The sequence below is a fragment of the Candidatus Nanopelagicales bacterium genome, assembly GCA_037045355.1.
Lineage (GTDB): Bacteria > Actinomycetota > Actinomycetes > S36-B12.
Map to the genome: position 1 here is coordinate 256,230 of JBAOHO010000008.1, position 25,362 is coordinate 281,591.

The 25,362-nt window shown below is 66.8% G+C and carries 29 protein-coding genes and 1 pseudogene; 19 read left to right on the top strand and 11 right to left on the bottom strand.

Features of this window, described 5'->3' with window-relative positions; all coding sequences use genetic code 11:
* Positions 1-89 precede the first annotated feature (89 nt).
* The 3 genes and pseudogenes from V9E98_02185 to V9E98_02195 all read left to right on the top strand — a co-directional run bounded on the left by V9E98_02185 (position 90) and on the right by V9E98_02195 (position 1,993).
* A complete protein-coding gene (locus V9E98_02185; GenBank protein MEI2715800.1) occupies positions 90-845 on the top strand; it encodes a phosphoglyceromutase in 756 nt (251 codons plus the stop codon).
* A complete protein-coding gene (larE, locus tag V9E98_02190; GenBank protein ID MEI2715801.1) occupies positions 842-1,630 on the top strand; it encodes an ATP-dependent sacrificial sulfur transferase LarE in 789 nt (262 codons plus the stop codon). The genes V9E98_02185 and larE overlap by 4 nt, the downstream gene beginning before the upstream one ends.
* 174 nt (positions 1,631-1,804) lie before the next feature.
* Positions 1,805-1,993: pseudogene (locus tag V9E98_02195) on the top strand (cold shock domain-containing protein).
* 218 nt (positions 1,994-2,211) lie between these two features.
* Here V9E98_02195 and V9E98_02200 read toward each other — a convergent pair.
* From V9E98_02200 to V9E98_02215, 4 genes are all read right to left on the bottom strand, one after another.
* Complete coding sequence (locus V9E98_02200) at positions 2,212-2,676, bottom strand: hypothetical protein (GenBank protein MEI2715802.1); 465 nt, start codon at positions 2,674-2,676, stop codon at positions 2,212-2,214.
* A gap of 62 nt (positions 2,677-2,738) precedes the next feature.
* On the bottom strand, positions 2,739-3,599 hold the full coding sequence (locus V9E98_02205) for a DUF3027 domain-containing protein (GenBank protein MEI2715803.1): 861 nt from the start codon (positions 3,597-3,599) through the stop codon (positions 2,739-2,741).
* 17 nt (positions 3,600-3,616) lie between these two features.
* Entirely contained in the window at positions 3,617-3,886 is a 270-nt protein-coding gene (locus V9E98_02210) for a metal-sensitive transcriptional regulator (protein ID MEI2715804.1), read from the bottom strand.
* Positions 3,886-4,629 carry a metal-dependent transcriptional regulator gene (locus V9E98_02215; GenBank protein ID MEI2715805.1) on the bottom strand — a complete coding sequence of 248 codons (744 nt, stop codon included), beginning with the start codon at positions 4,627-4,629 and terminating at the stop codon, positions 3,886-3,888. The genes V9E98_02210 and V9E98_02215 overlap by 1 nt, the downstream gene beginning before the upstream one ends.
* Before the next feature lie 114 nt (positions 4,630-4,743).
* On the opposite strand from V9E98_02215, the gene V9E98_02220 reads away from it, so the two are divergent.
* The 10 genes from V9E98_02220 to V9E98_02265 all read left to right on the top strand — a co-directional run bounded on the left by V9E98_02220 (position 4,744) and on the right by V9E98_02265 (position 14,099).
* Positions 4,744-6,081 carry a deoxyribodipyrimidine photo-lyase gene (locus V9E98_02220; GenBank protein MEI2715806.1) on the top strand — a complete coding sequence of 446 codons (1,338 nt, stop codon included), beginning with the start codon at positions 4,744-4,746 and terminating at the stop codon, positions 6,079-6,081.
* Between the two features lie 49 nt (positions 6,082-6,130).
* Positions 6,131-6,922 (top strand): ParA family protein, encoded by a 792-nt coding sequence (locus V9E98_02225; protein ID MEI2715807.1) that lies wholly within the window; start codon positions 6,131-6,133, stop codon positions 6,920-6,922.
* Positions 6,919-7,272 (top strand): hypothetical protein, encoded by a 354-nt coding sequence (locus tag V9E98_02230; protein MEI2715808.1) that lies wholly within the window; start codon positions 6,919-6,921, stop codon positions 7,270-7,272. Before V9E98_02225 ends, V9E98_02230 begins: the two co-directional genes overlap by 4 nt.
* Complete coding sequence (gene pdxH / locus V9E98_02235; protein MEI2715809.1) at positions 7,266-7,934, top strand: pyridoxamine 5'-phosphate oxidase; 669 nt, start codon at positions 7,266-7,268, stop codon at positions 7,932-7,934. The genes V9E98_02230 and pdxH overlap by 7 nt, the downstream gene beginning before the upstream one ends.
* Before the next feature lie 127 nt (positions 7,935-8,061).
* The gene (locus tag V9E98_02240) at positions 8,062-9,198 is read left to right on the top strand and encodes a citrate synthase 2 (GenBank protein ID MEI2715810.1); all 1,137 of its coding nucleotides are present in this window, start codon (positions 8,062-8,064) and stop codon (positions 9,196-9,198) included.
* Positions 9,199-9,319: 121 nt separating this feature from the next.
* Positions 9,320-10,456 carry a phosphoserine transaminase gene (gene serC, locus V9E98_02245; GenBank protein MEI2715811.1) on the top strand — a complete coding sequence of 379 codons (1,137 nt, stop codon included), beginning with the start codon at positions 9,320-9,322 and terminating at the stop codon, positions 10,454-10,456.
* A gap of 9 nt (positions 10,457-10,465) precedes the next feature.
* Positions 10,466-11,062: a hypothetical protein gene (locus V9E98_02250; GenBank protein ID MEI2715812.1), complete on the top strand. Its 597-nt coding sequence runs from the start codon at positions 10,466-10,468 to the stop codon at positions 11,060-11,062.
* Positions 11,063-11,068: 6 nt separating this feature from the next.
* Positions 11,069-13,057, top strand: a complete 1,989-nt coding sequence (locus tag V9E98_02255) for a hypothetical protein (GenBank protein ID MEI2715813.1) — start codon at positions 11,069-11,071, stop codon at positions 13,055-13,057.
* Complete coding sequence (locus V9E98_02260; protein ID MEI2715814.1) at positions 13,054-13,302, top strand: DUF2530 domain-containing protein; 249 nt, start codon at positions 13,054-13,056, stop codon at positions 13,300-13,302. Before V9E98_02255 ends, V9E98_02260 begins: the two co-directional genes overlap by 4 nt.
* On the top strand, positions 13,299-14,099 hold the full coding sequence (locus tag V9E98_02265; GenBank protein MEI2715815.1) for an SDR family oxidoreductase: 801 nt from the start codon (positions 13,299-13,301) through the stop codon (positions 14,097-14,099). Before V9E98_02260 ends, V9E98_02265 begins: the two co-directional genes overlap by 4 nt.
* Before the next feature lie 76 nt (positions 14,100-14,175).
* Here the strand turns inward: V9E98_02265 and V9E98_02270 are convergent, their stop codons facing one another.
* Positions 14,176-14,874 carry a methyltransferase domain-containing protein gene (locus V9E98_02270; protein MEI2715816.1) on the bottom strand — a complete coding sequence of 233 codons (699 nt, stop codon included), beginning with the start codon at positions 14,872-14,874 and terminating at the stop codon, positions 14,176-14,178.
* Positions 14,875-14,927: 53 nt separating this feature from the next.
* Positions 14,928-15,257 (bottom strand): hypothetical protein, encoded by a 330-nt coding sequence (locus tag V9E98_02275; protein ID MEI2715817.1) that lies wholly within the window; start codon positions 15,255-15,257, stop codon positions 14,928-14,930.
* A gap of 162 nt (positions 15,258-15,419) precedes the next feature.
* Between V9E98_02275 and V9E98_02280 the strand changes: the two genes are divergently transcribed.
* Positions 15,420-15,842: a hypothetical protein gene (locus V9E98_02280; protein MEI2715818.1), complete on the top strand. Its 423-nt coding sequence runs from the start codon at positions 15,420-15,422 to the stop codon at positions 15,840-15,842.
* A 3-nt stretch (positions 15,843-15,845) separates the two neighbouring features.
* On the opposite strand, the gene V9E98_02285 is transcribed toward V9E98_02280, so the two are convergent.
* Genes V9E98_02285 through V9E98_02300 form a run of 4 tightly spaced genes read right to left on the bottom strand, consistent with a single transcriptional unit; the run spans position 15,846 to position 19,461 of the window.
* A complete protein-coding gene (locus tag V9E98_02285; GenBank protein MEI2715819.1) occupies positions 15,846-16,472 on the bottom strand; it encodes a hypothetical protein in 627 nt (208 codons plus the stop codon).
* Complete coding sequence (locus V9E98_02290; protein MEI2715820.1) at positions 16,472-17,608, bottom strand: Mrp/NBP35 family ATP-binding protein; 1,137 nt, start codon at positions 17,606-17,608, stop codon at positions 16,472-16,474. The genes V9E98_02285 and V9E98_02290 overlap by 1 nt, the downstream gene beginning before the upstream one ends.
* Positions 17,609-17,666: 58 nt before the next feature.
* Positions 17,667-18,200, bottom strand: a complete 534-nt coding sequence (locus V9E98_02295; protein ID MEI2715821.1) for a DUF1003 domain-containing protein — start codon at positions 18,198-18,200, stop codon at positions 17,667-17,669.
* A complete protein-coding gene (locus V9E98_02300; GenBank protein ID MEI2715822.1) occupies positions 18,193-19,461 on the bottom strand; it encodes a CBS domain-containing protein in 1,269 nt (422 codons plus the stop codon). Before V9E98_02300 ends, V9E98_02295 begins: the two co-directional genes overlap by 8 nt.
* A gap of 209 nt (positions 19,462-19,670) precedes the next feature.
* Between V9E98_02300 and V9E98_02305 the strand changes: the two genes are divergently transcribed.
* The 5 genes from V9E98_02305 to V9E98_02325 all read left to right on the top strand — a co-directional run bounded on the left by V9E98_02305 (position 19,671) and on the right by V9E98_02325 (position 23,203).
* On the top strand, positions 19,671-20,582 hold the full coding sequence (locus V9E98_02305) for a DMT family transporter (protein ID MEI2715823.1): 912 nt from the start codon (positions 19,671-19,673) through the stop codon (positions 20,580-20,582).
* Between the two features lie 283 nt (positions 20,583-20,865).
* Positions 20,866-21,837 (top strand): CoA ester lyase, encoded by a 972-nt coding sequence (locus tag V9E98_02310; GenBank protein MEI2715824.1) that lies wholly within the window; start codon positions 20,866-20,868, stop codon positions 21,835-21,837.
* Positions 21,838-21,924: 87 nt separating this feature from the next.
* Positions 21,925-22,083 carry a hypothetical protein gene (locus V9E98_02315; GenBank protein MEI2715825.1) on the top strand — a complete coding sequence of 53 codons (159 nt, stop codon included), beginning with the start codon at positions 21,925-21,927 and terminating at the stop codon, positions 22,081-22,083.
* A gap of 17 nt (positions 22,084-22,100) precedes the next feature.
* A complete protein-coding gene (locus tag V9E98_02320) occupies positions 22,101-22,856 on the top strand; it encodes an SOS response-associated peptidase (protein MEI2715826.1) in 756 nt (251 codons plus the stop codon).
* A gap of 29 nt (positions 22,857-22,885) precedes the next feature.
* Positions 22,886-23,203, top strand: coding sequence for an RNHCP domain-containing protein (locus V9E98_02325; GenBank protein ID MEI2715827.1), 318 nt, complete (start codon positions 22,886-22,888; stop codon positions 23,201-23,203).
* A gap of 1 nt (position 23,204) precedes the next feature.
* Here V9E98_02325 and V9E98_02330 read toward each other — a convergent pair whose 3' ends face one another.
* Positions 23,205-25,331 (bottom strand): ATP-binding cassette domain-containing protein, encoded by a 2,127-nt coding sequence (locus V9E98_02330; protein MEI2715828.1) that lies wholly within the window; start codon positions 25,329-25,331, stop codon positions 23,205-23,207.
* Positions 25,332-25,362 lie beyond the last annotated feature (31 nt).

The window sequence follows — 25,362 nt, forward strand, 5'->3', positions numbered from 1 at the left end:
CACATTGGTGAGGTGGGCCCCTGAGTAGGCACGGTCCGAGGCGCCAGAGCAGGCGCGATGTGGGCCCCTGATGAGGCACGATAGGAGCCATGAGTTCCCCCATGACCTTGATCCTGCTCCGCCACGGGCAGAGCGAATGGAACGCGCAGAATCTGTTCACCGGGTGGGTCGACGTCGACCTGACCGAGCAAGGACGCGCCGAAGCCGAACGCGGTGGTGCCATGTTGGCCGAGCAGGGAATCCTGCCCGACGTGCTCCACACCTCGTTGCTCGAGCGCGCGATCCGCACCGCAGAGATGGCGCTGCATTCCGCCGGTCGATCGTGGATCCCGGTGCGCCGGCATTGGCGCCTCAACGAGCGCCACTACGGTGCGCTGCAGGGCAAGAACAAGGCCGAGGTGCTGGCTCAGTACGGCGAAGAGCAGTTCATGCTGTGGCGGCGCTCCTATGACACCCCGCCACCGCCGATCGATCCGAACGACGAGTGGGCGCAGACGTCGGACCCCAGGTATGCGCAGTTGGCACCCGAACAGATGCCCGCCTCGGAATGCCTCAAGGACGTCGTCGGGCGGATGCTGCCCTACTGGTACGACGCCATCGTTCCCGACCTGCGCGCTGGCCGTACTGTGCTGGTCACCGCTCACGGCAACTCGCTCCGGGCGCTCGTCAAGCACCTGGACGGCATCAGCGAGGACGACATTGTCGGTCTCAACATCCCGACCGGCATCCCCCTGCTCTACCGCCTGGATCAGAACCTCACCCCCATGGTCGCCGGAGGCGAATACCTCGACCCTGCCGCAGCCGAGCAGGCGGCGGCCGCCGTTGCCGCACAAGGTAAGGCGTGAGCGACGAACAACTGTCTGACCGCCTGCGCGACCTCGATCGCCGGCTGACGCGACTGGGCCCCACGATCGTCGCGTTCAGCGGTGGCGCCGACTCGGCCTTCTTGGTCGCCGCGGCTGCCCGGGCGCTCGGCCCCGACCAAGTGCTGGCCGTCACGTCGACCAGCGCCTCATTGGCAAGCGGCGAATGGGCTGGCGCCCATCAGTTCGCCACATCACTCGGCGTCGAACACGTCGCCGTCGTCACCGACGAGATGACCCGCACCTCCTACAGGGCCAACGGACCCGATCGCTGTTATCACTGCAAGTCCGCACTCGGCGACCTGCTGCTGGACCTCGCCCGACAGCGGGGACTGCCTTCGATCGCTTATGGGACCAATGCCGACGATCTCGCTGAGTTCCATCGTCCCGGTCTGCGCGCTGCCCGTGAGCGACGTGTCGCCACGCCCCTGGCCGATGCCGGGTTCACGAAGCAGGATGTCCGCACAACCTCGCGTGCCTGGGGACTGCCCACCTGGGACAAGCCGCAAGCCGCCTGCCTGGCCAGCCGCGTCGCGTACGGCGTGGAGGTCGACCCCGAGCGTCTCGCGCGGGTTGATCGCGCCGAGACCGCCGTCAGGTCGGAGTTGGCTCGGTGGGGGATCCCGGTGGTCAACCTGCGGGTCCGGGACCTCGGAGACCGGGCCCGGATCGAGGTGGACCGCGAGCATGTGGCCGCAGTCCGTGAATGCGTCGTCGGCTGTCGCGGTGGTGGTGGCCGCCGGTTTCCGGACCGCGGAGGTCGATGACCGGGGATTTCGCAGCGGTGCCATGAACGAGGTACTCGGATCTGGTGACCTCGCGCGAAGTTCGTGGGATCTGCCGCTGGTGGACTAGCCTGGGGCCCTCACGAGTGTGGGGGATCCCTCATGACTGTGGGGAGCTCCCTCATCAGTGCGAGGGGACGAGTACGAGGAGACAATGTGCCGACCGGGCGGGTCAGATTCTGGAATGACGAGAAGGGCTTCGGTTTTCTGACGACCGATGACGGGGAGGACGTTTTTGTCCACGTGTCCGCTCTTCCCGGCGGCACGTCGACGCTGAGCCCTGGGACCAAGGTGGACTTCAGCGTGGCCGAAGGCCGCAAGGGCCGGCAAGCGTTGTCCGTCACCATCGTCGAAGCCCCCAAGTCCGTGGTCAAGGCGAAGCGGCGCCCCCCGGCGCAACTCGCGGAAATCCTGCAGGACGTCTCGAAACGCCTTGACGACATCGCGGTGGGCCTCGATCGGGGTCACTACCCTGACGATGCCACCGCGCGCACCACCGCCAAGGTTCTGCGTGCGATCGCCGACGATCTGGACGTCTGACCGATCGTCACGCCGCCCGGGGCTCACCCGGCGTTGGGCTGGAGCCCCACGATCCAGACCCCACGGATCTTGGTGTTCTGGCCGGCGATGATCTGCATCGGCAGTTGCTCAGTGCCCAGTTGACTGGGCAGATCCGGCAGGGTGAAGCGGAAGTACGTGGTGGTCAGTGGGGTCTCGATCAGTTTCTGGCCCCCGATGGAGATCGTCCAGCCCGACTCCGCGACGACCGGGTCGACGCTGACTCCGACGGTATCGCCGGGAGTGACGCTCAGATTCTGGATCCCCCCCGTCGGCTGACCCTGCAGGATCTCCTGGGCGCATTCGCCCGGGGTCAACTGATCGGACTCGAATGCCCAGCACAACGCCTCGCTGCGAACGCTGGCCGGACCGCTGAACACCGAAACACCGGGCGGCGGCTTCTCGCAGGCGGTCAACGTCATCGCAGCCCCGGCGAGAGCAACGAGACCGAGTACTTGTGCGCGACGCATGGCCCCTCCTGGACGATTCGGGATCAAGGCTAGTGTCCCGGACGACAGACGCCGACGGGTGGTCAGGAGTGACCCATGTCGAGTTCGTCGACCATGTGGTCATCGACCACCGAGATGGTTCGGACCGTGCGCACTGCCGTGGCGGCGTCCTCGGAGTGCCCGCCGCATCCGTGGTCGAAGGACACGGTGCGCCCATCGGCCGGTGACAGCATGTTCGTGCACACGCCGAACATCTGTCCGAGCGGCCCTCCGATCGTCAACATCCAACCGCAGGTCCGGCAGGGACCGGGAGCGGCCTTGGCCAATGGGCTGCGCGGACCGTGCTCACCCGCATACCAGCGCGACGCCGCAGACTCGCGCCCGAATGGTGACGGGACCCGCTTGCGGCCGAGTCCGGGTTCCCAGTTGACGGGGTGGAGCGGTCCGGGGTCGAGTTCGCCTGCGAGGTCATCTGCACCGCTCCAGCCCGGAGCCAGTCGCGCCTCGTCGGCGGCGGTGGGCACTACGGTGCCAGGACTCAGATCACCTGGCTGCAGACGCTGCGCCCACGGGACCCAGGGCGGTGCCACGAGCGAAGCCGGCCCGGTGGCCAGGGTCACCTCGTTGATCGTCACGGAACGTGAGCGTTTGGCGCGAACGACGCTGACGTGCCACTCCCATCCCGGATATCCCGGCAGGGTGCAGGCGAACCGGTGGGCGACGACCCGGTCGGCGACCGCCGTGGCGCCCAGGTGGGCCCCGACAGCCTCGGGCCCGTGATCGGCCAGCACCGCCTGCCAGGCGTCCTCGGTGGCAGCGGCGCAGATGGGGTCCGGTGTGACCGGTTCCGTGGCGCGCACGACTGTCGACCGCGAGGCCGGCGGGAGGGCTGCCTGGGGGGCTCCCGGGGAGCCTGACGGCAGAGCCGAGAGGGGGGTGGACATGGGGTCAGTGTCTCCCATCACGACAGGCTCAGGAACAGTTTCTCGAGCTGCTCGGCCGTCATCGGGGGGTCTTCGCCGCGGGCAGCGGCCACCGCGCACTGCTGCAGCCCGTCGCTGATGACCCGCAGCCCGGCCCGGTCCAGGGCGCGGCTGGCGGCAGCCATCTGGGTGACGACCTCGGCGCAGTCCCGACCGTCCTCGATCATCGCGATGATGCCCGCGACCTGCCCGTGGATGCGCTTGAGTCGATTGGTGACTTCCTGTTGGCAACTGTCGTCCAACTGCATCAGATGCCTCCTTCTGGATCCTGGGATCCCTCGTCACGAGCCTCTGGGTCTTCGCGGGTAGGGCGCACCCAGACGTGAGCTGCGACATCCGCCGCGATCTCCGTGTACTCCCCGCCGCTGCCCACTTGGACGCTGCCGTCGGCCCGGCGCCGACATTTCACCGCGGCACCCATACGGACCCCGGCGCGACGGAACGCGGCGATCCCGGCTTCGTCGGCTTGGACGGTCTCTCCGATCCGCAGCACGACGGCGTAGCCGACATCGTCGGCAGCAGCCGCCAGCAGGGTTACGCCTTCCTGACGCGTGACGGGTGCGTCAGGTGCCGCGTCGAGTTCCTCCAGGGCGGGGATGGGGTTGCCGAAGGGCGAGAGTGTGGGGTAGCCCAACAAGTCCAGTAGCCGCCGCTCCACCTCATCGCTCATCACGTGCTCCCAGCGGCAGGCCTCTGCATGCACCTGGTCCCATTCGAGTTTGAGGACATCGACCAGCATGCATTCCGCCAGCCGGTGCTTGCGCATGACGCGCGCCGCCATGGAACGTCCGATCGGACTGAGTTGGATGATGCGGTTGTCGTCCACGCTGAGCAACCCGTCGCGCTCCATCCGCGCCACCGTCTGGGAGACGGTGGGGCCACTTTGGCGCAGCCGCTCGGCGATCCGCGCTCGCATGGGTGGCGTTCCTTCCTCCTCGAGTTCGAACACCGTGCGCAGGTACATCTCGGTCGTATCGATGAGTTCACTCACGATCGCCTCCTGTCCCGCATCGCACCAGTGTCCCCCACAACGGCCGTGCCGTGCACCCGGCTCGCGTGAGCCGCCGGGGGTGCCGAGGCGTCCCGTCACACGTACCGTGGCGACATGCCCGTCATCGTGTGGTTGCGCCGGGACCTGCGCTTGTCGGACCACGGAGCGTTCGCGGCCGCGGGGGACCAACCCGTCATCGCCGTCTTTGTCCTGGATCCGCGCCTGCTCGATCGCGCGGGTCCTGTGCGTCGCACGTACCTGTTCGCATCCTTGCGCTCGTTGGATGCCGAGATCCGCGGTCGCGGCGGCGAAGGACTGCTGGTGCTGACGGGAGATCCGGTCACCGTCCTGCCCAGCCTCGCAGCGCGGACCGGCAGTCCCACCGTTTTCGTCACGGGTGACTATGCGCCTTTCGGGGTGCGCCGCGATGCGGCGGTCGCGCGCGCGCTGTCCGACATCGGAGTCACGATGACTGCGGCGGACTCGCCGTATCTCCACCCCCCTGGAACGGTCACCAAAGTCGATGGCGAGCCGTTCTCGGTGTTCACGCCGTACTACCGCACCTGGGCGCGGTTGCCGGTCCCGGCTGCGTTCCACTGCGCGCCGCACATCACCCGACCGCTGACCGGTGACCCGATCCCGCATTCGGACTCCGAGTCGGGGGGAGTAGCCGAGGGTCGAGCGGGCGAGTTGGCTGCGCAACAACTGCTCGACCGATTCCTGGGCGGGCCACTGGACCGATACGACGACGACCGAAACCGGACCGACCTCGCTGGAACGAGCGGGCTGAGCGCCGCTTTGCACTTCGGGGAGATCCACCCCCGATCCGTAGTGGCTGCCGCAGGTCCCGGTGGAGGATACGTGCGGCAGTTGTGCTGGCGGGACTTCTACGCCGATGTGCTGTTTCGTCACCCGCAGGCTGCGTGGCGCAACGTCGATCCCCGGTTCGATGCTCTGCCGTGGCAGGACGACGACACGGTCTTCGCTGCCTGGTGTGAAGGTCGGACGGGGTACCCCATGGTCGATGCCGGGATGCGCCAACTACGGGACACCGGATGGATGCACAACCGCACTCGCATGGTTGTCGCGTCCTTCCTGACCAAGGATCTGCTCATCCCCTGGCAGCGGGGGGCGCGATTTTTCCTGGATCACCTGCGCGACGGTGACGTGGCCAACAACAGTCTCGGCTGGCAGTGGACTGCCGGCACCGGAATGGACCCCGCGCCCTACTACCGCGTGTTCAACCCTGTGCTCCAAGGCCTCAAGTTCGATCCGAACGGAGACTACGTGCGCGAGTTCATCCCAGAACTGCGCCATTTGCCCGGGGCGGCGGTCCACGAGCCCTGGGATCAGCCCGACGGCTACGCCGGTGGCTACCCGGACCGCATCGTCGACCACGCGGCCGCCCGGAAGTCAGCTCTTGCAGCCTACGAACTGGTCAAAGCGCACTGATCCGCGCGGCGTCCGGCTTCCGCGATCCTGGGGTGACACACTGGCCGCCGTGTTGGCAATTTCCGTCGTGGCGCTCAAGGGCGGTGTCGGCAAGACGACGGTCACCCTGGGAATGGCCGAGGCCGCCCAGCGCCGGGGTCTGCGGGTGCTAGTCGTCGATCTCGATCCACAGGCCAACGCCACGCTGGGGCTGAACCCGGAAGTCATCCGGTTCACGACCGGGGATGTCCTGGCCGATGCCCGTGATGGCATCGCCGCCGACGCCATCACGGTGAGTGGCTGGGGCGATGGTGTCGACCTGATCGCCGCCGAACCCTCGCTCGAGCACCGCAACCGCCCAGGGGGTTCGGGTTCGGCCCTGCGCCTGCGCAGGGCGCTGCGAGGCGTCGCCGATGGATACGATCTGGTGTTGCTCGACAGCCCTCCATCGCTGGGTGAGATCACACGCAACGGCCTGGCTGCCGCAACTCACGCCGTCGTCGTGACCGAACCTGGCTACTTCGCACTGAAGGGGGCCGAACAGGCGCTCGACGCGGTCACCGTCGTCCGGGACAACACCAATCTGCGTTTGCGGGCGCTGGGGATCGTGGTCAACCGGATGCGGGGCACACTGGCCGAACACAAATACCGCTATGCCGAGATCGCCGACGCCTACCCGGACTTGCTCATCGAGCCGGCCATCCCCGAGCGGTCGTTGATCCAACGCGCCGAAGGTGCCGGTGTGCCGTTCCGCGCCCTCGGGCGCTCAGGAGTCGGCGTCGGACAGATCTTCGACCGCGCATTCGCCGAGGTCTACAGCCGGGCCACCAGCAACCCACGACGGTCAGGAGCCGCCAAGTGAAACCGCAACCACGCCCCGCACTCAAGCGTGCCGAGGACGCCGACCTACATCCCGCGCTGACGGTCGCGCCCACTCAGATGCCCGTGCCGCGCGGCAAGGAGTCTGCCGGCGACACGGTGACCCTCGTCCCCCCGGGCAAGCCCAGCGACCGGAAATTGCGCGCTCCGGGGCATGCAACCTCCGATGTCCTGCGTCGGGGGAAATCCGCCAAGAAGGCCCGGCTCGACGTCAAGATCCCCAAAACGTTGCGCAAGCAGGTCAAGCAGGTGGCCAAGCATTCCGGTGCGTCCGTCGACGACATCGTCGCGAGGGCCTTGGCGGATTGGCTGGGTGACCCACGGCGATGGTGAGCGCCGGAGAGGATCCACTCGCGGCGCGGGTCGACTACACCGTCCCGGGGCTGGGCGACGACGAGGTCTCGTCCGATCCGTTGACCCAGTTCACTCTGTGGCTGCACCAAGCCGCCGACGCCGGAGCCCCGGAACCGAACGCGATGGCGCTGGCAACCTGCGGCGTGACGGGGCCCGCGGTCCGCGTGGTTCTGGCCAAGAGCGTCGATAGCTCGGGGGTTTCGTTCTATACGAACCTCGAATCCGACAAGGCTCGCGACATCGCCCATGATCCGCGGGTGGCCGCGGTGTTCTCGTGGCTGCCCCTTCATCGTCAGGTGCGGTTCACCGGCACCGCCGCACTGGTCGATCGCGCCACCGCCGACGCGTATCACCGCACCCGGCCGCGTGGCGCCCAGATCGGAGCCTGGGCGTCACCACAGTCCCGGCCGCTGACGTCGCGCGATGAACTCGCGGCGATGGTCACCGATGTCGACGAGCGATTCCACGGCGACGTCCCCCTCCCCGACCACTGGGGGGGATTTCGGATTCAACCGGTGCGAGTCGAGTTCTGGCAGGGGCAGCCCTCTCGACTGCACGACCGTCTGCGGTTCGAGGCGCGCCGACCTGATGCACCGCTGGACGACCCGGGATCCTGGCGCATCGCCCGACTTGCTCCGTGAGCACAGCCCGTGATGCCGCCGAGTGCCGGAACGTGCAGTGCCTGACCGGTGAAGCCGATTCGGGGGACCGCTGCTGCACTCGAGGTTCCCATCAGGTTGAATCGGGCGAAAGAAAGTGAGGGTCGTCATGTCGGAGTTCGTCCCAGGACTGGAAGGTGTCGTCGCCTTCGAGACCGAGATCGCCGAACCAGACCGAGACGGTGGCGCCCTGCGGTACCGCGGAGTGAACATCGAGGACTTGGTCGGCCGGGTGTCTTTCGCCAACGTCTGGGGTTTGCTGGTCGACAACGAGTTCAACCCGGGACTGCCCCCGGCCGAGCCATATCCCATCCCGATCCACTCCGGTGATGTGCGGGTGGACATCCAGTCGGCCATCGCGATGCTCGCGCCGGGGTGGGGACTGCGACCCCTGCTGGACTGCGACGATGACACCGCCCGCGAGAATCTCGCCCACGTGTCGGTGATGGCGATGTCTTTCGTGGCCCAATCGGCCCGGGGCCTCGGCGTTCCCATGGTGCCGCAGGGCCAGATCGATCACGCCAAGACCATTGTCGAGCGCATGATGATCCGCTGGCGCGGCGAACCCGACCCCCGCCATGTTGAGGCCGTGGATGCGTACTTCGTGTCAGCGGCCGAGCACGGCATGAACGCGTCCACATTCACCGCTCGGGTGATCGCGTCAACCGGGGCCGACGTCGCCGCTGCCATCTCCGGGGCCGTCGGCGCGATGTCGGGGCCCCTGCATGGCGGTGCCCCGTCGCGCGTGCTCGGCATGATCGAGGAGATCGAACGGACCGAGGACCCCCGCGGGTACGTCAAGAAGGTTCTGGACCGAGGTGACCGTCTGATGGGTTTCGGGCATCGTGTGTACCGGGCCGAGGACCCCCGGGCCCGGGTCCTGCGCCGGACCGCCCTGGAGTTGGACGCACCTCGCTACGAGGTCGCCGCCGCATTGGAAGAAGCCGCCCTGGCGGAATTGCGGGAGCGCCGACCCGACCGGGTGCTGGAAACCAACGTGGAGTTCTGGGCGGCCATCGTCCTCGACTTCGCTGAGGTCCCCGCGCATCTGTTCACCAGCATGTTCACCTGCGCCCGACTCGCGGGCTGGAGCGCGCACATCCTCGAGCAGAAGAAGACCGGCCGACTGATCCGGCCCTCCGCGCGCTACGTCGGTCCCGGTCCCCGGATCCCGGAACGGGTCCCCGGCTGGGACCCCGCGATGTTCACCGCGGCAGGCATGCCCGCTGATCGCCCGCACGCCTGACCGGCCCACCCGGGTCGCAGCATTGCCGCTCGGGGGGAGTTTGGGCCCCGTCACCGAGTAGGACTACCGTTGAGAAAGGCCGCGCCGCAACCGGTGGGCTGGTTTTCTGGAGGGTTCCCACATGGCCGCTGACGCCGCCGACATCACAATTCCCGCCGACCTCAAACCTGCTGACGGCAGGTTCGGATCAGGACCCTCGAAGGTGCGTCCCGCGCAGGTCGAATCCCTGGCGAGAGTGGCCGACACCTATCTCGGAACCAGTCACCGCCAGGCGACGGTCAAGTCACAGGTCGCACGTCTGCGATCGGGGTTGAGCGACCTGTTCTCGCTGCCCGACGGCTACGAGGTCGTCCTGGGCAACGGTGGCACCACAGCATTCTGGGAGGTCGCCACGTTCGGGCTGGTACGCGACCGCGCGCAGTTCCTGTCCTTCGGCGAGTTCGGTGGCAAGTTCGTAAAGGCTGTCCAGGCGGCTCCGTTCTTGTCCGAGCCGACCGTCGCGAAATCGGACCCCGGGAGTGCGCCGCAGTTCACCGCGGAGCCAGGCGTCGATGTCTATGCGTCGCCACACAACGAGACCTCGACCGGAGTGGCGATCTCCCCCGCCCGTGTCACAGGTGCGGATGACGATGCCTTGATGCTCTTCGATGCGACATCTGCTGCCGGTGGCCTGTGGGTCGATCCGGCACAGGCCGACGTGTACTACTTCGCGCCCCAGAAGTCGTTCGCCAGCGACGGTGGCCTGTGGCTGGCGCTCATGTCGCCGGCCGCGTTGGAGCGCGCCGAACAGATCAGCGCGTCCGGGCGCTACATTCCCACGTTCTTGGACCTCATGACCGCGATCGACAACTCGCGCAAAGACCAGACCTACAACACTCCGGCCTTGGCGACGATTTGGCTCATGGCCGAGCAGGTCGACTGGTTCCTGGGCAACGGTGGGCTGAAGTGGTGCGCCGAACGAACAGCCGAGTCAGCGGCGAATCTCTACTCCTGGGCCGAGAACAATCCGCTGACGACCCCGTTCGTCGCTGATCCCGCACTGAGGTCGAACGTCGTGGGGACCATCGACTTCGATGACTCCATCGATGCGTCCGCCGTGGCAAAGGCTCTGCGCGCGAACGGGATCGTCGACACCGAGCCGTACCGCAAACTGGGCCGCAATCAACTGCGCGTGGCCATGTTCCCGGCCGTGGAACCCGACGACGTCGCGGCGCTCACGCGCTGTATAGACGTCGTCGTCGACCAAATCAGGGCTTAGCCTGTACCCGTGACCGATCTGCAGGACAAGCCACGTACCAAGGACCGGCGCCCGGATGAGGTGCCACATCACCCCAAAGTGATGGCGGTCGCAGTGCTGATCACGGGCACAGCGATGCTGTTCATGGGCCTGTGGTTCTGGCAAGCCATGACCAGTCCTGGGATCATCTCGCAGGAAGAGGCGATCACCGCCGACCAGCCAGGAGACGAGGAACTGTCGTCCGACCGCGACCGGGCAGCTGAAGATGCCGCAGCGGGTGAGGAGGGACCTGCTCCCCAGGCCAAGGGCGGCCCCCCGGAAGCGCCCGGCGAGAACGACCCTGTGACGCCACAGTGGGAGCTCAGCGGCTGGTCGATCCTGTCCGTCAACGGGATTCTGCAGGTGGGCGGCACGCTGACCAACACCACGAACCAGCCGCTCAGCGGCACGGTCAAGGTGTACGTCTACAGCGACGGAGTGCCGGTCGCCACGGCCAAGACCGAGGTCGACAACTTCCAGCCGGGTCAGTCCGAGCAGGTCAACCTTGTCAGCGACAGCGAGTGGGAGGCCGGGGAGAAGACCATCCTGCTGGACTTCCAGCCGTCCAAGGCCCAAGCACCCGGCTGATCGGGGATGGATCCCCGGACGCGGCGGACCATCACGTTGGTGGTCCTGGCGCTCCTCGTGGTCGCCGTGATCGTCGGAGCGCTGTTCTCCGGCGGAGGCGCTCGTGCCGCCGGTACCTCAGAGCAGGCCCTCGCGGATCGATTCGTTCCGGTGGTCGTCGTCCGGGTCCAGGAAGAACAATGCGGTCCCGGAGAGCCGTACCGTCCGGTTCCCGCCACCTCGGTGCTTGAACGCAGTGATGTTCTCTTGCGTGGGCCCGACGGGTCTGTGGTGGACCGAGCCCCGAAGGCCCAGGATCTGAAGGGACTTGGAGATGGCTACTATCTGGACTTCCCCGGCCGCCCGCTCGATCCGGGATGCGACTACGAAGAGTGGTTTCGCAGCATGGCCACCGAGCCGACCACCGTCCATGCTCGGGTGACGACCGACGCCGACCATCCCGGCATGTTGGCCCTCCAGTACTGGTTCTTCTGGGTCTTCAACGACTGGAACGACAAGCATGAGGGCGACTGGGAGATGGTCCAGTTGCTGTTCGCGGCGGATTCGATCGAGGAAGCGCTCAGCGGCACACCCGTGAGCGTGGCGTTCGCGCAGCATGAAGGCTCCGAGGTCTCATCCTGGGACGATCCCAAACTCCTGCGAGACGGCGACCATGTCGCGGTCTATCCGGGCGAGGGATCCCACGCTGCCTATTTCACGCAGGCCGAATGGTTCGGCAAGAGCGCGGCGGCGGGATTCGGGTGTGACAACACCGGCCTGACCGACGGGGTGGTCGCCACCGAGTTGAGGCCGCGTGCGGAGGTCGTGAGCGGTGCCGAGCCGTGGCTGGAGTTCGCCGGGCGCTGGGGGGAGAAGGCGCCTTCGTTCAACAACGGACCCACCGGGCCGAACATGAAGATGCAGTGGGATCACCCGGTCTCCTGGCAGGAGGAGCAGGGCCGTCCGGACGCTGTGGCACTGCCCAACAACATCAGTCCCGCCGAGGAGGCGTTCTGTGAGTTGACCGCTGCCGGATCCCTGCTGTTCATCGCGCTATTGGATCACCCCATCGCGGTGGTCGTCGCTCTGCTGCTCGTGATCGTGGCTGCGGTTGTGCTGATCAGATCCACCGTCTGGCGGGGATCCCCTTCGGAGCCGGACAGCAGGCGCACGGCGGGTCAGATCCTGTTGGGTCCGGTGGGCGTCATCGTCCGCCACCCACGCACTTACGGTCCCGTGGTGGTGGCCCTGGCGCTGATCCTGCTGGTGTCCTACCTCCTGCAAGACTTGCTGCAGCGCCCGCTTCCGACCCCCAGCCTGACCACCGTCGGGGCGCTGGACGTCTCGTTGCTCGACGTCGGGCTGCTCGTCATCCTCGCGATTGGTGTGGGCCTGCTGATCTCCTGGTGCGTCAGCGTGGCCGTCGGACGCACGGGAGACCTGAGTTCACCCGGTCTGGCAGCCGGACGCAAGGCCGCTCTGCGGGGGATGTGGCGCACTGTTGTGACGTACTGGGTGATCGGCCTGCTGGCGCTGAGTGTCGTGTTGCTCCCGCTGGCCGCATATCTGCTATCCCGCTGGGCAGTCGCCACCCCGGTCGCCGTGCTTGACGGCTCTGGGGTCCTGACTGCGGGACCACGCAGCGCCGGACTTGCCGTCGGCAGGCGGTGGCGAGCGCTCGGCATCATGATCGGCACCGCCGTGCTGGTCACCGCACCGGGTCCGGTGCTCGGCGCGCTGCTGCTGCTCGGCACCCCGCTTCCCTTCTGGGCGGTCAACTTGGTCGCCATCGTCGTCACCTCTTTCGCGCTGTGCCTCGCCGGAATCTCGATGACGTTGCACTACTACGATCTGAGATACCGAATCCACGCTCCGGGGAACCCAACCCACGACCCGGGGAACCCAACCCACGACCCGGGGAACCCAACCCACGACCCGGGGACTCGACCCGACGATCCCCACAACCTCATTCCCCAGCCCCCCGCCGAGTCCGCCGCCAAGGAGGCCGAATCATGACAGAACCCGATCCGGTAGAGGTCGCCCCGCTCGATGAGGACGGTGTCGGGGCGGTTGCCATCGGGACCATCGCGTGGGTGATCGCCTTCGTGGTCCTGTGGTTCCTCCGCGACCAACTGGCCGCTTCAGACGCGCAGTGGTGGTTGTGGGTGGCGGGCGCTGGTGCCCTACTCGGATTGCCGGGCCTGTGGTACACGACGCGCCGCAGGTCCGCCTACCGACGCGCGAATGGCGCGACGACATGAGCGCCGTGGATGTCCTCGCCCCCGATTGCCTGGCCGGCCGTTCGGTGTGGGTCAGCGGTGCCGGCTCGGGGATAGGCCGCTCGACGGCGACTGCTCTGGCTGCGCTGGGAGCGGCCGTGTTCTGCGTCGGGCGCCGAGCGGAACCACTGGCCGACACCGTGGCTGCCATCACCGAGTCCGGAGGGACTGCGTGGGCCCACTCCACGGACGTCCGTGACCCGGAGCAGGTCGACGCGGCGATTGATGCGGCGATAGCGGCGGCTGGTTCGTTGGACGGCGTGGTCAACAACGCCGGCGGTCAGTTTGTCGCCCCCGCTGAGACGATCAGCGAGAACGGGTTCCGCGCCGTTACCCGATTGAACCTGGACGCGGTATGGCGCGTCACCACACAGATCGCCCAGCGTTGTCTGATTCCGGCGGGATACGGCAAGATTGTGTCGATCACCATGACTCCGCGGCGAGGCATGCCGGGGATGTCCCACTCATCGGCCGCCCGCGCGGGAGTCGAGAGCCTGACCGCGACTTGGGCGCAGGAGTGGGGGCGGTACGGCATCCGCACCTCGGCGGTAGCGCCGGGAATCGTGCATACCGAGGCGTGGGAGTCCAAGTACGGTTTGGACCCGGCTGCGGTGTCGCGCGTCATCCCTTTGCTGCGGTTGCAGCGCCCCGACGAGATCGCCGCAGTGGTCGCCTTCCTGATCTCACCCGCAGGGGACTACATCACGGGACAGACCATAGTGGCGGACGGTGGCTGGGATCTGGTCGGGCCGGCTGCTGTGCTGGCGGGGGTCAACTGAGGAGGGGTCTCAAGGTCGCTCGCGCAGCGCCAGCACCAGACTCCGCCCGCCCGCCGTGGTTCCGCGTCGATCCGGATCAAGGCTCAGCCAGAACCAAGTCCACGGCAAGGCCCCACATAGACAGTCGCCGGGTCGCCGTCACGGTGAATCCGGCGTCACGCAGCCGTCGAGGTGCGTCGATGGGGCGGCAGTCCACGGCATTGGGGAAGTGCCGGTGCGACCAGCGGTAGAGGTGCTCCATCGTGTTGTCCGGTCCTTGGTCCGACATACACGCCACACACAGTCGTCCGGATCCCTTCAGCACCCTGTGCACTTCGGTCAGGACCGCCGGAATCTGGTCGTCCGGGAACAGTTCCAGGGTGAAGCTCATGAAGACCCCGTCGAAGGTAGCGGCGTCCCAAGGCAGGTCCGTGGCACTGCCTCGTCGCACATCGGCGCGCTGGGCCAGCGCGTGCTTCTCGAGCCGTTCCTGCGCGCGCTTGAGCATCCCGTCGGAGATGTCTATTCCGGCGACGTGCCCTTCTGGGCCGACCGCCTCGGCCAGCGCGAGGAGCACTTGGCCGGTTCCGAAACCCGGCTCGAGGATCCAGTCTCCGGGCTGTGGCCGCAACAGGCCCGCCACCGCTTGCTCGACGAACTCGCGTTCGCTCGCGTCCGACAGCCATCCGTAGACGCGGCTCATCCTGTTGTAGGTGGTTCGGGACTTCTCCTGCTGGTCGAGCCACGGTTCTCGCTGCGGGTCGTCGTCGGGTCGCTGTGGCGGCGGATGCGTCATGGGCGTCCCTTCCTCCCATGCACGGTAACGCCCCCGATCGTGCACTGTTGCCGTCAGTGAGCCCTTTTCAGGAACAGGTACCACTGGCCGGCGATGGCCTTGAATCCGAACCTCGCTCTTGCGTGTAGGCCATTCGACAGTTTCGCCCGTCCAACGCACTTCAAGACAACGCCATCGGTGGGTGACTCGATGATCCGATCGACCCTTGCCTTCGTCCGGTCGATACTCACGACGTAGGGACGCCCCTGATCCGCACCGTTCTCGGCGCTCCACTCGATGACCTGCGTCTCGGCCTGCGCACACCAGTACGTGGCGTCCACCGCACCAGCCGGGACCTGGGACAGAACCAGCACCAGCATTGTCAGGAGGGCGGTGCGCCGCATGTAGCCAGGATGAGCCCGGCAACGGGCAGCGGCCGCGCGATCCACCCGATCAGGTCAATGGCGCGATCCACCCGATCAGGTCAATGGAACGTGTCAGTCAGCCGCGGCCGATCACTCCCACCGCGGTGATTGGTGGATCCCGGCGGGATTAGCGTTGGATGTATGACCACTCAGTCGCCATCGTCGTTGCGTGACCGCTCGTTCCGCCGGTGGCCCTGGCGCGCTATCACCGCGGCGATCACCACGTTCGTCGCGGTCGGCGCCTACTACGGCAGTTGGTACCTGATCAGCGGACCGGCCGCCTCCGAGCTGCAGTTCCCGGCTCCGGAGTTCCTGCCCGGAGACGCCTGGACGGCCGGCGGCTGGGCGCTACTGGTGATCGTCGCGCTGCCCATGACCGTGGTCGCTGTGACCTCGGCGGTCGGGTCGAGTTCGGCACCCCAGGCGGCGCTGGTCGCTGGCACCCTGCTCATTGTGTGGATCGCGGTCCAAGTCGCCCTCATCGGGCTCGTGTTTTTCCTGCAGCCGGTGATGTTTGGCTTCGGTGCCCTCGTTGTCGCGCTGGGGATCTGGGGTCGGCGGTGACTGTCAGGCCGGGATGCCCCCCGGCACGTCCTCCGGTTCCTCATCCGTGAAGATGCTGTCCAGGCGTTGGGGGATGGGAGGCAATGCCGGGATCGGTGCTGCGATGCGCAACGCGATCTCGGCGGCCCGCCAGGTGGGTTCGATTCGATTGTCGTCGCCGAACAGGGTCAGAGGTTGCTCTGCGCCGCGATCGAGGTACTCGACCCAAGCGCCGTTGTGATCCAAGTAGGCGGCCTGGGCGCCGATGAGTTCCGTGTGCCAGGGCAGGAAACTCACCGCTGCCACCTGCTGCCCGGCGCTGCGGATGGAGTCACGGCCATCCGCGGCGGCGTCCTCCAACTCCTGGATGGCTGCGCGCTTGTCGGGTTCGGCGGCGTCGTCAGGCAGGTCCACTGCCCCGATGTCGTCCTGCGCGACTCGCATCGCGTCCTCGGACTTCTCGATACGGCTGAGGAGCTGGTTCATCTCCCAGGTCCGCGTGGCCCAGTCACCCATGAGTCCAAGGAATCCCAGGATCATCAAGGTGATTCCGCCCCAGAACAGGATGCGGGGCCAGACTTTTCGGACCGGCGGATCGGTCGCGACCGGAGGACCGGTGGGAGGCAGCCACTGCTGCGATGGCCCAGTCATCAGCGACCGGCCGGTGTCACGCCGAGATCGAGCCCGGCCAATCCTCGTTTACGCTCCGCCAGCGACGAGGCCACCGCCACGATCGACTGAGCCGCGGCGCAATCAGGGTCGGTCGTGACCAGGGGGCGCCCGGTGTCGCCACCTTCGCGCAGGCGCGGATCGAAGGGAATGCGGCCCAACAACGGGACGTCGACTCCGAGCGCGCGCGTCAGGGTCGCCGCAACGGTGTCTCCACCCCCGCGACCGAACATGTCGATGGCTTCCCCGCAATGGGGGCAGGCGAATCCACTCATGTTCTCGATGACACCAGCGACCTTCTGCTTGGTCTGCTGGGCGAGCATGCCCGCCCGCACGGCCACCTCCGCTGCAGCCTCTTGTGGCGTGGTGACCACCAGCATCTCGGCGTTCGGCAGCAACTGCGCCGAGGAGATCGCCACATCTCCGGTACCCGGCGGAAGGTCAAGGAGCAGGACGTCGAGATCGCCCCACCACACGTCGGTCAGGAACTGTTCTAGTGCCCGGTGCAGCATCGGTCCGCGAAAGGCAACTGGTTCGGCGGAACCACCCGGCTTGAAAGGCAGCATGGAGATCGCTCTCACGCCGTTCGCGTCAGGCGGTAGCAGCATGCCGTCGACGACAGTGGGGTTGCGCTCGAGGCCCAACATCCGTGGGACCGAGTGTCCGTAGATGTCCGCGTCCAGGAGTCCGACGGCCAGACCCCGATCGGCCATAGCCGCCGCCAGGTTGACCGTGACCGACGACTTGCCGACACCGCCCTTGCCCGAAGCCACGGTGTAGATCCGGGTCAGGTTTCCGGGGCGGTTGAACACGATGTCGCGTCCCGCGCCGCGCAGCGATTCACGCAGTCGCGTGCGTTGCTCGTCGCTCATCACGTCCAGTTGGACGGCGACAGAAGCGACATCGGGAACCGTGCTGACGGCGGTGGTCACCCGGTCGATGATCTCCGTTCGCAGGGGGCAACCGGATACGGTCAGCAGCACCGTGACATTGACGGATCCGTCATCAGCGATGTCGACCGATCCGACCATTCCCAGGTCCGTGATCGGTCGCCTGATCTCGGGGTCGTGAACAGTCGCCAATGCGGCGTCAATCGCGGCACGGTCGGGTTGAGCCATGACGTAAGGCTATGACGAATCACGTATCCGGCAGAATCGGGCGGCTGAGCGCGAACACTCAGCTGTCCTTCTTTCCCTTTCGCCTTTCCCGCAGGATCTGCTCGATCTCCTCGGTGATGTCGCGCAGCTCTCCGCGGATGTAGTCGCGAGTGGCGACCTCACCGAGCGCGATCCGAAGAGCGGCCACCTCTCGCATCAGGTACTCCGTGTCCGCGATGAGGCGATCGTCCCGCTCCCGATCCTCCCGGTACTGCACCCGGTCGCGGTCGTCCTGCCGGTTCTGGGCCAGCAGGATCAAGGGGGCCGCATACGACGCCTGGAGTGACAACAACAGCGTCAAGAAGATGAAGGGGAACGGGTCGACCTCCCACAACCCCGACCAAGCGCCATAGATGTTGAAGGCGATCCAGGCCACGATCAGAACGGTCATCCAGGCGATGAACTTCCAGGACCCGATGTATCGCGCCACTCTCTCACTCAATCGCCCGAACCGTTCCGGGTCGTATTGCGGGCGCAGGCTGCGACCGCGCTCGAACGGTTCATCGAGCGCGGGACCACTCGAGCGCTTCGGCCCACGGGGACGGTCAGCCATTCAGATCACCTGCCAGGTCCGACTCCTCAGGCAGTTCGCGCCAATCCTCAGGGAGCATGTGGTCCAGCAGGTCGTCGACCGTCACCGCCCCGAGCAGGTGATCGGTCTCGTCCACGACCGGGACCGCGACGAGGTTATAGATGGCGAAGTAGCGAGCAACCTGTCCCAGGGGTGTTGCGGGGCCAATCGCCTCCAGTTCCTGGTCGACCACCTCGACAACCAACGTCGAAGGAGGCTCGCGCAGCAGAACCTGGAAGTGCGCTGCACCGATGAAGCGGCCGGTCGGGCTCTCCAGTGGGGGGCGGGTGATGTAGACCTGCGATGCCAGCGCCGGCGACAGGTCACTGGCACGCACGTAGGCCAGAGCGTCGGCGATCGTCGCGTCGGGGCCTAGGATCACGGGCTCAGTCGTCATCATGCCGCCCGCCGTGGACTCCTCGTATGTCAACAGTCGACGGATGTCCTCGGCGTCATCGGGTTCCATGCGTTGCAGTAGCAGCGCCGCGAGCTGCGGGTCGAGTTCGCTGACCAAGTCGGTGGCGTCGTCGGGTTCCATCTCTTCGAGAACGTCCGCTGCCCGCTCGAGATCGAGCGCGGAGAGGATCTCGACCTGATCGTCTTCGGGCAACTCCTCCAGTACTTCGGCCAGCCGACTGTCATCCATCCAGGATGCGATCTGGTCGCGACGCTGCGGCTCCAGCTCCTGCAGCATCTGGGCGATGTCGGCGGGACGCATGCTCTCGATGCTCTGCAGCACCTCGTCGGCCGCCTGGTCGGAACCCGCATCGCTGAGCCGCTGGACGTAGTCCCAGGGCACCACGAACGTCTCGCCCTTGCGCCGGAATCCGCCCCCGCCTCGCTTGACGTAAAGGCGGGTCACATCCCAGTCGCGGGTGCGGGTCTGCTCGATCGCGACATCCTTGATCGCCACGACAGACGAGTCCTCGACGAGCGTGACGGAGCGATCCAGCAATTCCCCGATGACCAGCGTCTCGGCCGGACGCTTCTCGAACCGTCGCAGGTTGACCAGCCCGCTGACCACCACATGCTTGGCGTCGAAAGATCGCACCCGTCCGATGGGCAGGAAGATGCGGCGCCGCGGAGGCACTTCGACCAGCAGGCCGAGCACCCGCGGAGGCTTGTCCCCCGTGAGCAACGACACCACGAAGTCACGCACCTTGCCGACCTGATCGCCGTTGGGATCGAACACGGGGACACCTGCCAGCCGTGCCACGAAGATTCGTGTCGCCGATCCACTCACAGTGCGAACCTTAGCCGTGATCCATTGCTCGTTCGGCTAGTGCGTCGGCACCAGTGAGGCGCCCGGGCGATGTCCGCCGATCTTGCACCATCCGTCCACCACGGTGTCCGCGATCCCCTCGCCATCCCTTTGCTCTCCCCACACCATCCCCACACCATCCCCTCGCCATCCCCTCACCATCCCCTCCTCACCATCCCCGACCATGAGGTGTGACCCAGTCCGATCTGCGCCTTCCGGGACCGCGCGACACCATGGTGCTTACGGTGGCGGTGCTGGCGATCTCCGCATCCGCCCCGATGATCGTGGCGATCACTGCGCCGGCGCTGGCCATCGCGTTCTGGCGCAGCTTCCTCGGCGGTCTGATGACTGCGCCTTTCGTCCTGGTCGGTGGGGTGGAGCGGCTCCGGTCGGTGCCCGCTCGGCAATGGCAGCAAGCGGCGCTGTCCGGTGTGTTGTTGGCGGCGCATTTCGCGACGTGGGTGCCTTCGCTACGTTTCACATCAGTCGCCTCCTCTACTGCGCTCGTTGCGACCCAGCCGGTCTGGGCGGCGCTGATCGCGAGGTTCCGCGGAGTGCGGATTGCACGCGGAACCTGGGTGGGCATTGCGGTGGCGCTGGTCGGTGTCGTCGTTCTCACAGGTATCGACTTCTCGTTGGATCCCCGGTCCCTCGTGGGGGATGCATTGGCGCTGGTCGGTGCCATCCTGGCGGCGGCCTACGTCACAGTCGGCGAGTCGGCCCGGCAGTCGATGAGCACCGCCGATTACACCGGGGTGGCGTATCTGGTGTCAGCTGCAGCGCTGATCCCGCTATGCCTGGGATTCGGGTCTTCGCTGGTCGGCTATCCGACCAGCGATTGGGTGCTGATCGTCGCCCTCACCGTCGTCGCCCAGCTGCTGGGACACACCCTGGTCAGCTTCGTATTGCGCCGCGCCTCCGCGACAGTGGTGAGCCTCGCCATCTTGTTCGAGATGCCTGGAGCGGTGGTGTTGGCTGCCCTGTTCCTGAGCCAAGTTCCTCCCGTGCAAGTGCTGCCGGCGCTGGTTCTTCTGGGTGCGGGACTCGTGCTCGTCATCCGTTCGACCCGCGCTGCCCAGCCGGTGGAATCGCCGCCGGTCTGATTCCCGTCTTGCGTGACCCACCGCGGCCCTCCTCCGCGACGGGGGCGGCAGGCCGGGTGTCGGGGCCGGTTTCTTGGTCGATGCCTTGGTCGGTTCCCGGTAGGTGGGTGGCCGACACCACAGAGGCGCCCACCCCGTGGCGCGCGGCCGGCGCAGCCCGGTTACCGTGGCTATGGTCAATCTCTGGCCGACCGCCACTGTCTGGCCGAATGATCCGCTCCCAACCGAACATGATCCGCTCCCAACCGAACATGATCCGCTCCCAACCGAAAAGGTGTCCGCGATGACCGACCAGACCACCCGCTCGCTGCGCTCCCGCCGTTCGAATCTGGCTGTGCCGGGTTCGAGTCCCAAGATGTTGGACAAGGCCAAGGGGCTGCCCGCCGACCAGGTCTTCATGGACATCGAGGACGCCGTGGCCCCGATCGCCAAGCCCGAGGCGCGCAAGAACATCGTCGCGGCGCTGAACGAAGGTGGCTACGAGGACAAGGTTCGGGTGGTCCGGGTCAACGACTGGACCACGCAATGGACCTACGCCGATGTCGTCGAAGTGGTCGAAGGAGCCGGTCAGAATCTCGACTGCATCATGCTGCCGAAGGTCCAGACCCCTGAGCAGATCGTGGCGCTCGACCTGCTGCTCACGCAGATCGAGAAGTCGATGGGCTTCGAGGTCGGGCGCATCGGCATCGAGGCGCAGATCGAGAACGCGCTCGGGCTGATCAACGTCGACGGCATCGCCACGGCGAGCCCGCGCGTCGAGACGATCATCTTCGGGCCCGCGGACTTCATGGCGAGCATCAACATGAAGTCGCTGGTCGTCGGGGAACAGCCTCCGGGTTATGACGTCGGCGATGCTTACCACCACATCCTCATGAGCATCCTCATGGCGGCCCGCGCCCATGACAAGCAGGCGATCGACGGTCCCTACCTGCAGATCAAGGACATCGAGGGCTACAAGCGGGTGGCCGGGCGCAGCGCCGCGCTGGGCTTCGACGGCAAGTGGGTGCTGCATCCCGGTCAGGTCGAGGCGGCCAACGAGGTCTACTCGCCCCGGCAGGAGGACTACGACCACGCCGAGCTGATCCTGGACGCTTATGAGTACTACACCTCAGCCGAAGGGGGTGCGAAGGGCGCCGTCATGCTCGGTGACGAGATGATCGACGAGGCGTCGCGCAAGATGGCATTGGTCATCTCGGCGAAGGGTCGCGCGGCAGGCATGCAGCGCACCAAGACGTTCACACCACCTGAGGCGTGACCGAAGACACACCGGACAGACACTTGGCGTTTACCTCTTGTTCATCTAAGGTGGGGGACTTGTTAACCTGCGAACGGAGGGTTCACCGTGAACCGCAACAGGCTCCAAGTGGCCTCGGGCCGCAATCCCTGGTCGTACTGGGCTTACGAGTTCCTCGACACCGACGCCAATCACCGGCCTCGGCCGCAGTGGCTGCGCCGACTACTCCCCACGCCCGGCAGGCATTCGGAGCACACGACCGCGTGACGTCGGCGGCCTGACCCATGTGTGGTCGGTACGCAGCCAGTCGGGACACCGCGACGTTGATCGAGGAGTTCCACGTCCAGCGGCCGCCTGAACACGACCTGGCCGCCGACTACAACGTCGCTCCCACCAAGGAGGTCTACGCCGTCGTCGATCGGGAATCGACTCGTGACGCCCAGCGGATGCGCGAACTGGCGATAGTGCGCTGGGGCTTGGTGCCCAGTTGGGCGAAGGATCCCCGCATCGGTTCCCGGATGATCAACGCCCGTGTGGAGACCCTCACCGAAAAGCCCGCCTACCGGCGGGCAGTCTCTCGCCGGCGGTGCCTGCTGCCCGCTGACGGCTACTACGAGTGGTACCAGTCGCCCGACCCACAGGCAGTGATAGGCAAGAGCGGTAAGCCACTCAAGCAGCCATTCTTCATCCATCCCACTGACGGATCAGCGCTGGCGCTGGCCGGGCTGTACGAGTTCTGGAAGGACCCGCAGGCGGCTGCTGATGATCCCGGCGCCTGGCTGTGGACGGTCACCGTAATCACGACATCGGCTCCCGATGATCTCGGTCGGATTCACGATCGCATGCCCATGTGTGTGCAACCCGATCAGTGGGACCCCTGGCTCGACCCGGAGGCCACCGACGGAGCTGCCGCGGTTGCCTTGCTCACTCCTGCGGCGCCCGGCTGGCTGCGGGCGGACCCCGTCAGCACCGAGGTCAACAACGTGCGCAACAACGGACCCGAACTGATCGTGCCGCTGAAGGCGGAAGAATCCAGTTGAGGCCCACGTGAGGGGATCCGGAGGCGCACATGGCTGACGCCCGCTTCACCCGCCGCATCGAGGACTTCGACTGCGGTCACTGCGGCGCCCACGTCTCGGGCGACGGCTACACGAACCACTGCCCCCGCTGTCTGTGGTCCCGCCACGTCGACGTCAATCCCGGGGACCGGGCCGCGGAGTGCGGCGGGCTGATGGAACCGGTGGCGGCCGGTATCAAGCAGGATCGGTGGTTCATCTCGCACCGCTGCGTTGTCTGTAGGTTCGTACGTCCCAATCGCAGCGATGCGCGTGACAACGCCGATGCCCTGCGATCCCTGTGGGGGCGCCCCATCCCGGATCCCAGCTGAGTCAGAACTCCTGGCGCGCTGCGAGACGCGCAAAATGGCCGTTGGTGCGCCGAAGTTCCTCGGGTGGGCCCGACTCGACGATGCGACCGTCGGACACGACCAACACCCGATCAGCGTTCTCGATCGTGGTGAGTCGGTGGGCGACCGCGATCCGGGTGATCGGCTTGGCGAGGAGCGCCTGCATGACCACCTCCTGTGTGATGTTGTCCAATGCGCTGGTCGCTTCGTCGAGCAGCAGAATGCGTGGCTTTCCGGCCAGTGCACGAGCGATCATGAGGCGCTGCCGCTGCCCGCCGGAGATGGCTCCACCACGCTCCCCGATGGGTGTATCTAGGCGATGGGGCAACTCGGCGACGTCGTCTGCGAGGCCGGCGTCCGCCAGGACCTGCCACAACTCGTCGTCGGTCAGTTGCAGTGGACCACACACGCACTCGCGCACGGTCACCCCGAAAGGGATCGAGGACTGCAGCACGGTGCCGATCTGTCGTCGAACGGCGGCGACGTCCACTTCGGCGAGATCCTTGTGGTCGTAACTGACGACGCCACTCCACGGCTCCTCGAATCCGAGGATGAGGCGCAGGATCGTGGACTTGCCGCTGCCCGAGGGGCCGACCACGGCGACGAACTCACCTGGCTCCACCGTCAAGGACAACTCCTCGAAGAGTGGGGGTCGGTCCCGGTCGTAGCCGAAGCTGACGTCCCGCAGTTCGATCGACCCCTCCAACGGCCCCGGTGGACGCCGCTCGCCGGGACGTTCGATGGGGCTGGTGGTGATCGGTGTCAGCCGCGAAAGGACGGGGCCGATCTCCCACAGGCGTACCAGGTTGGCTGTGATGAGCCCCATCGCCACCGTCAGCTGCACCACTGCGGCATACGCCGGCATGAAACGCGAGAGCGGCAGCGCCTCGCTGCCCACGACGACCACCGCGATGACCAACACGATGTTCACGAGCAGCGGACCGGCCGCCAGGATGGGTGCTGATGCGTCCGCTGAGCGCATCCGAGTCGACAGGGCTTCGATCGCCCGGCTCTGAAGCACCGACCACCGCGCCATCGCCCTGCTCTCCGCACCCGCCACTCGGATGGGGACCAAGGAGTCGGCCAGGGCGATAGTGCCGGCATCCACCTGGCTGCGGCTTTCGAGCAACTCCGCCACAGCGGCACGGGCCCGGATCTGGGCTCGCAGCGTGATGAGGACCACGATCGCCACGGCGACGGTGATGAGCAGCGCCAGCATCGGATTGATCAGCGCCAACAACACCAGATTGACCAGTCCGAAGACTGAGGTGACGATCAGGGAGGGCACACCGTCGTCGACGAGGTTACGGGCCTGCTCGATCGACAACAGCCGGTTGAGCATGTCCCCAGTGGTGATCCGCCGGAAGAACGTGGCCGGCAGCCGCAGCGCGTGGGCCATGACTCCCGGTGACAGGGTCGCATCGGACACATCTCGCAGGTGAATTACCGTCATGTTGCGGGCGAGGAAGACAACGGCCGCCCCGATGCTTCCCAGAGTGAACGCCAGCAGGATCGCGATCACCAGTTCGCGTTCCCCCTGCGGAAGCGCGTACGAGAACAGCGCGCCGGTGGCCAGTGGGAGCAGCAGTGCGGCGGCACCCCCGAGAGCCGACAGGACCAGTAACTCCCACAGCCGCACTCGCTGGCGCGCCAACGACCACCAGACCAGTGCGCGCCACGAACGATCGTCCGGCAGATCCCCGGTGATGGTCACGCCCTCGGGCGGCAGTGCCGAACCGCGCCGCAGGCGGCGGAATCTCCGTGTCTCCGGGGTCACGATCGTCGTGCCGTTGTGTCCGGGCAGCACGGCGACGGCATCCGATCCGCTGCCCGCCACCACCGGCCCCGACAGTTCCCGCCACCATTCCTCCCCCGCAGGTACGGGGTAGGTCATGAGGTCGGAGGCGGCGGCGATCGCGTCGCCGGGGGAGAGGTTCTGCTCGACCTCGGCATGAGGGCGACGCACTTCCACCCCGATCGACGCCCCCGCAACCGAGTAGGCGTCGGTGAGCGGATCCGCGAAGTGGCGCCCCGCGGTCGCGATCCGCGCCGGCGTGGCCGCGGCGGAAATCACCTCGATGGTCTGCTGATTGGGGTCCCGCTCAGCCATGGATCAACTCCGCGAACTGGCCGCGGCGCTT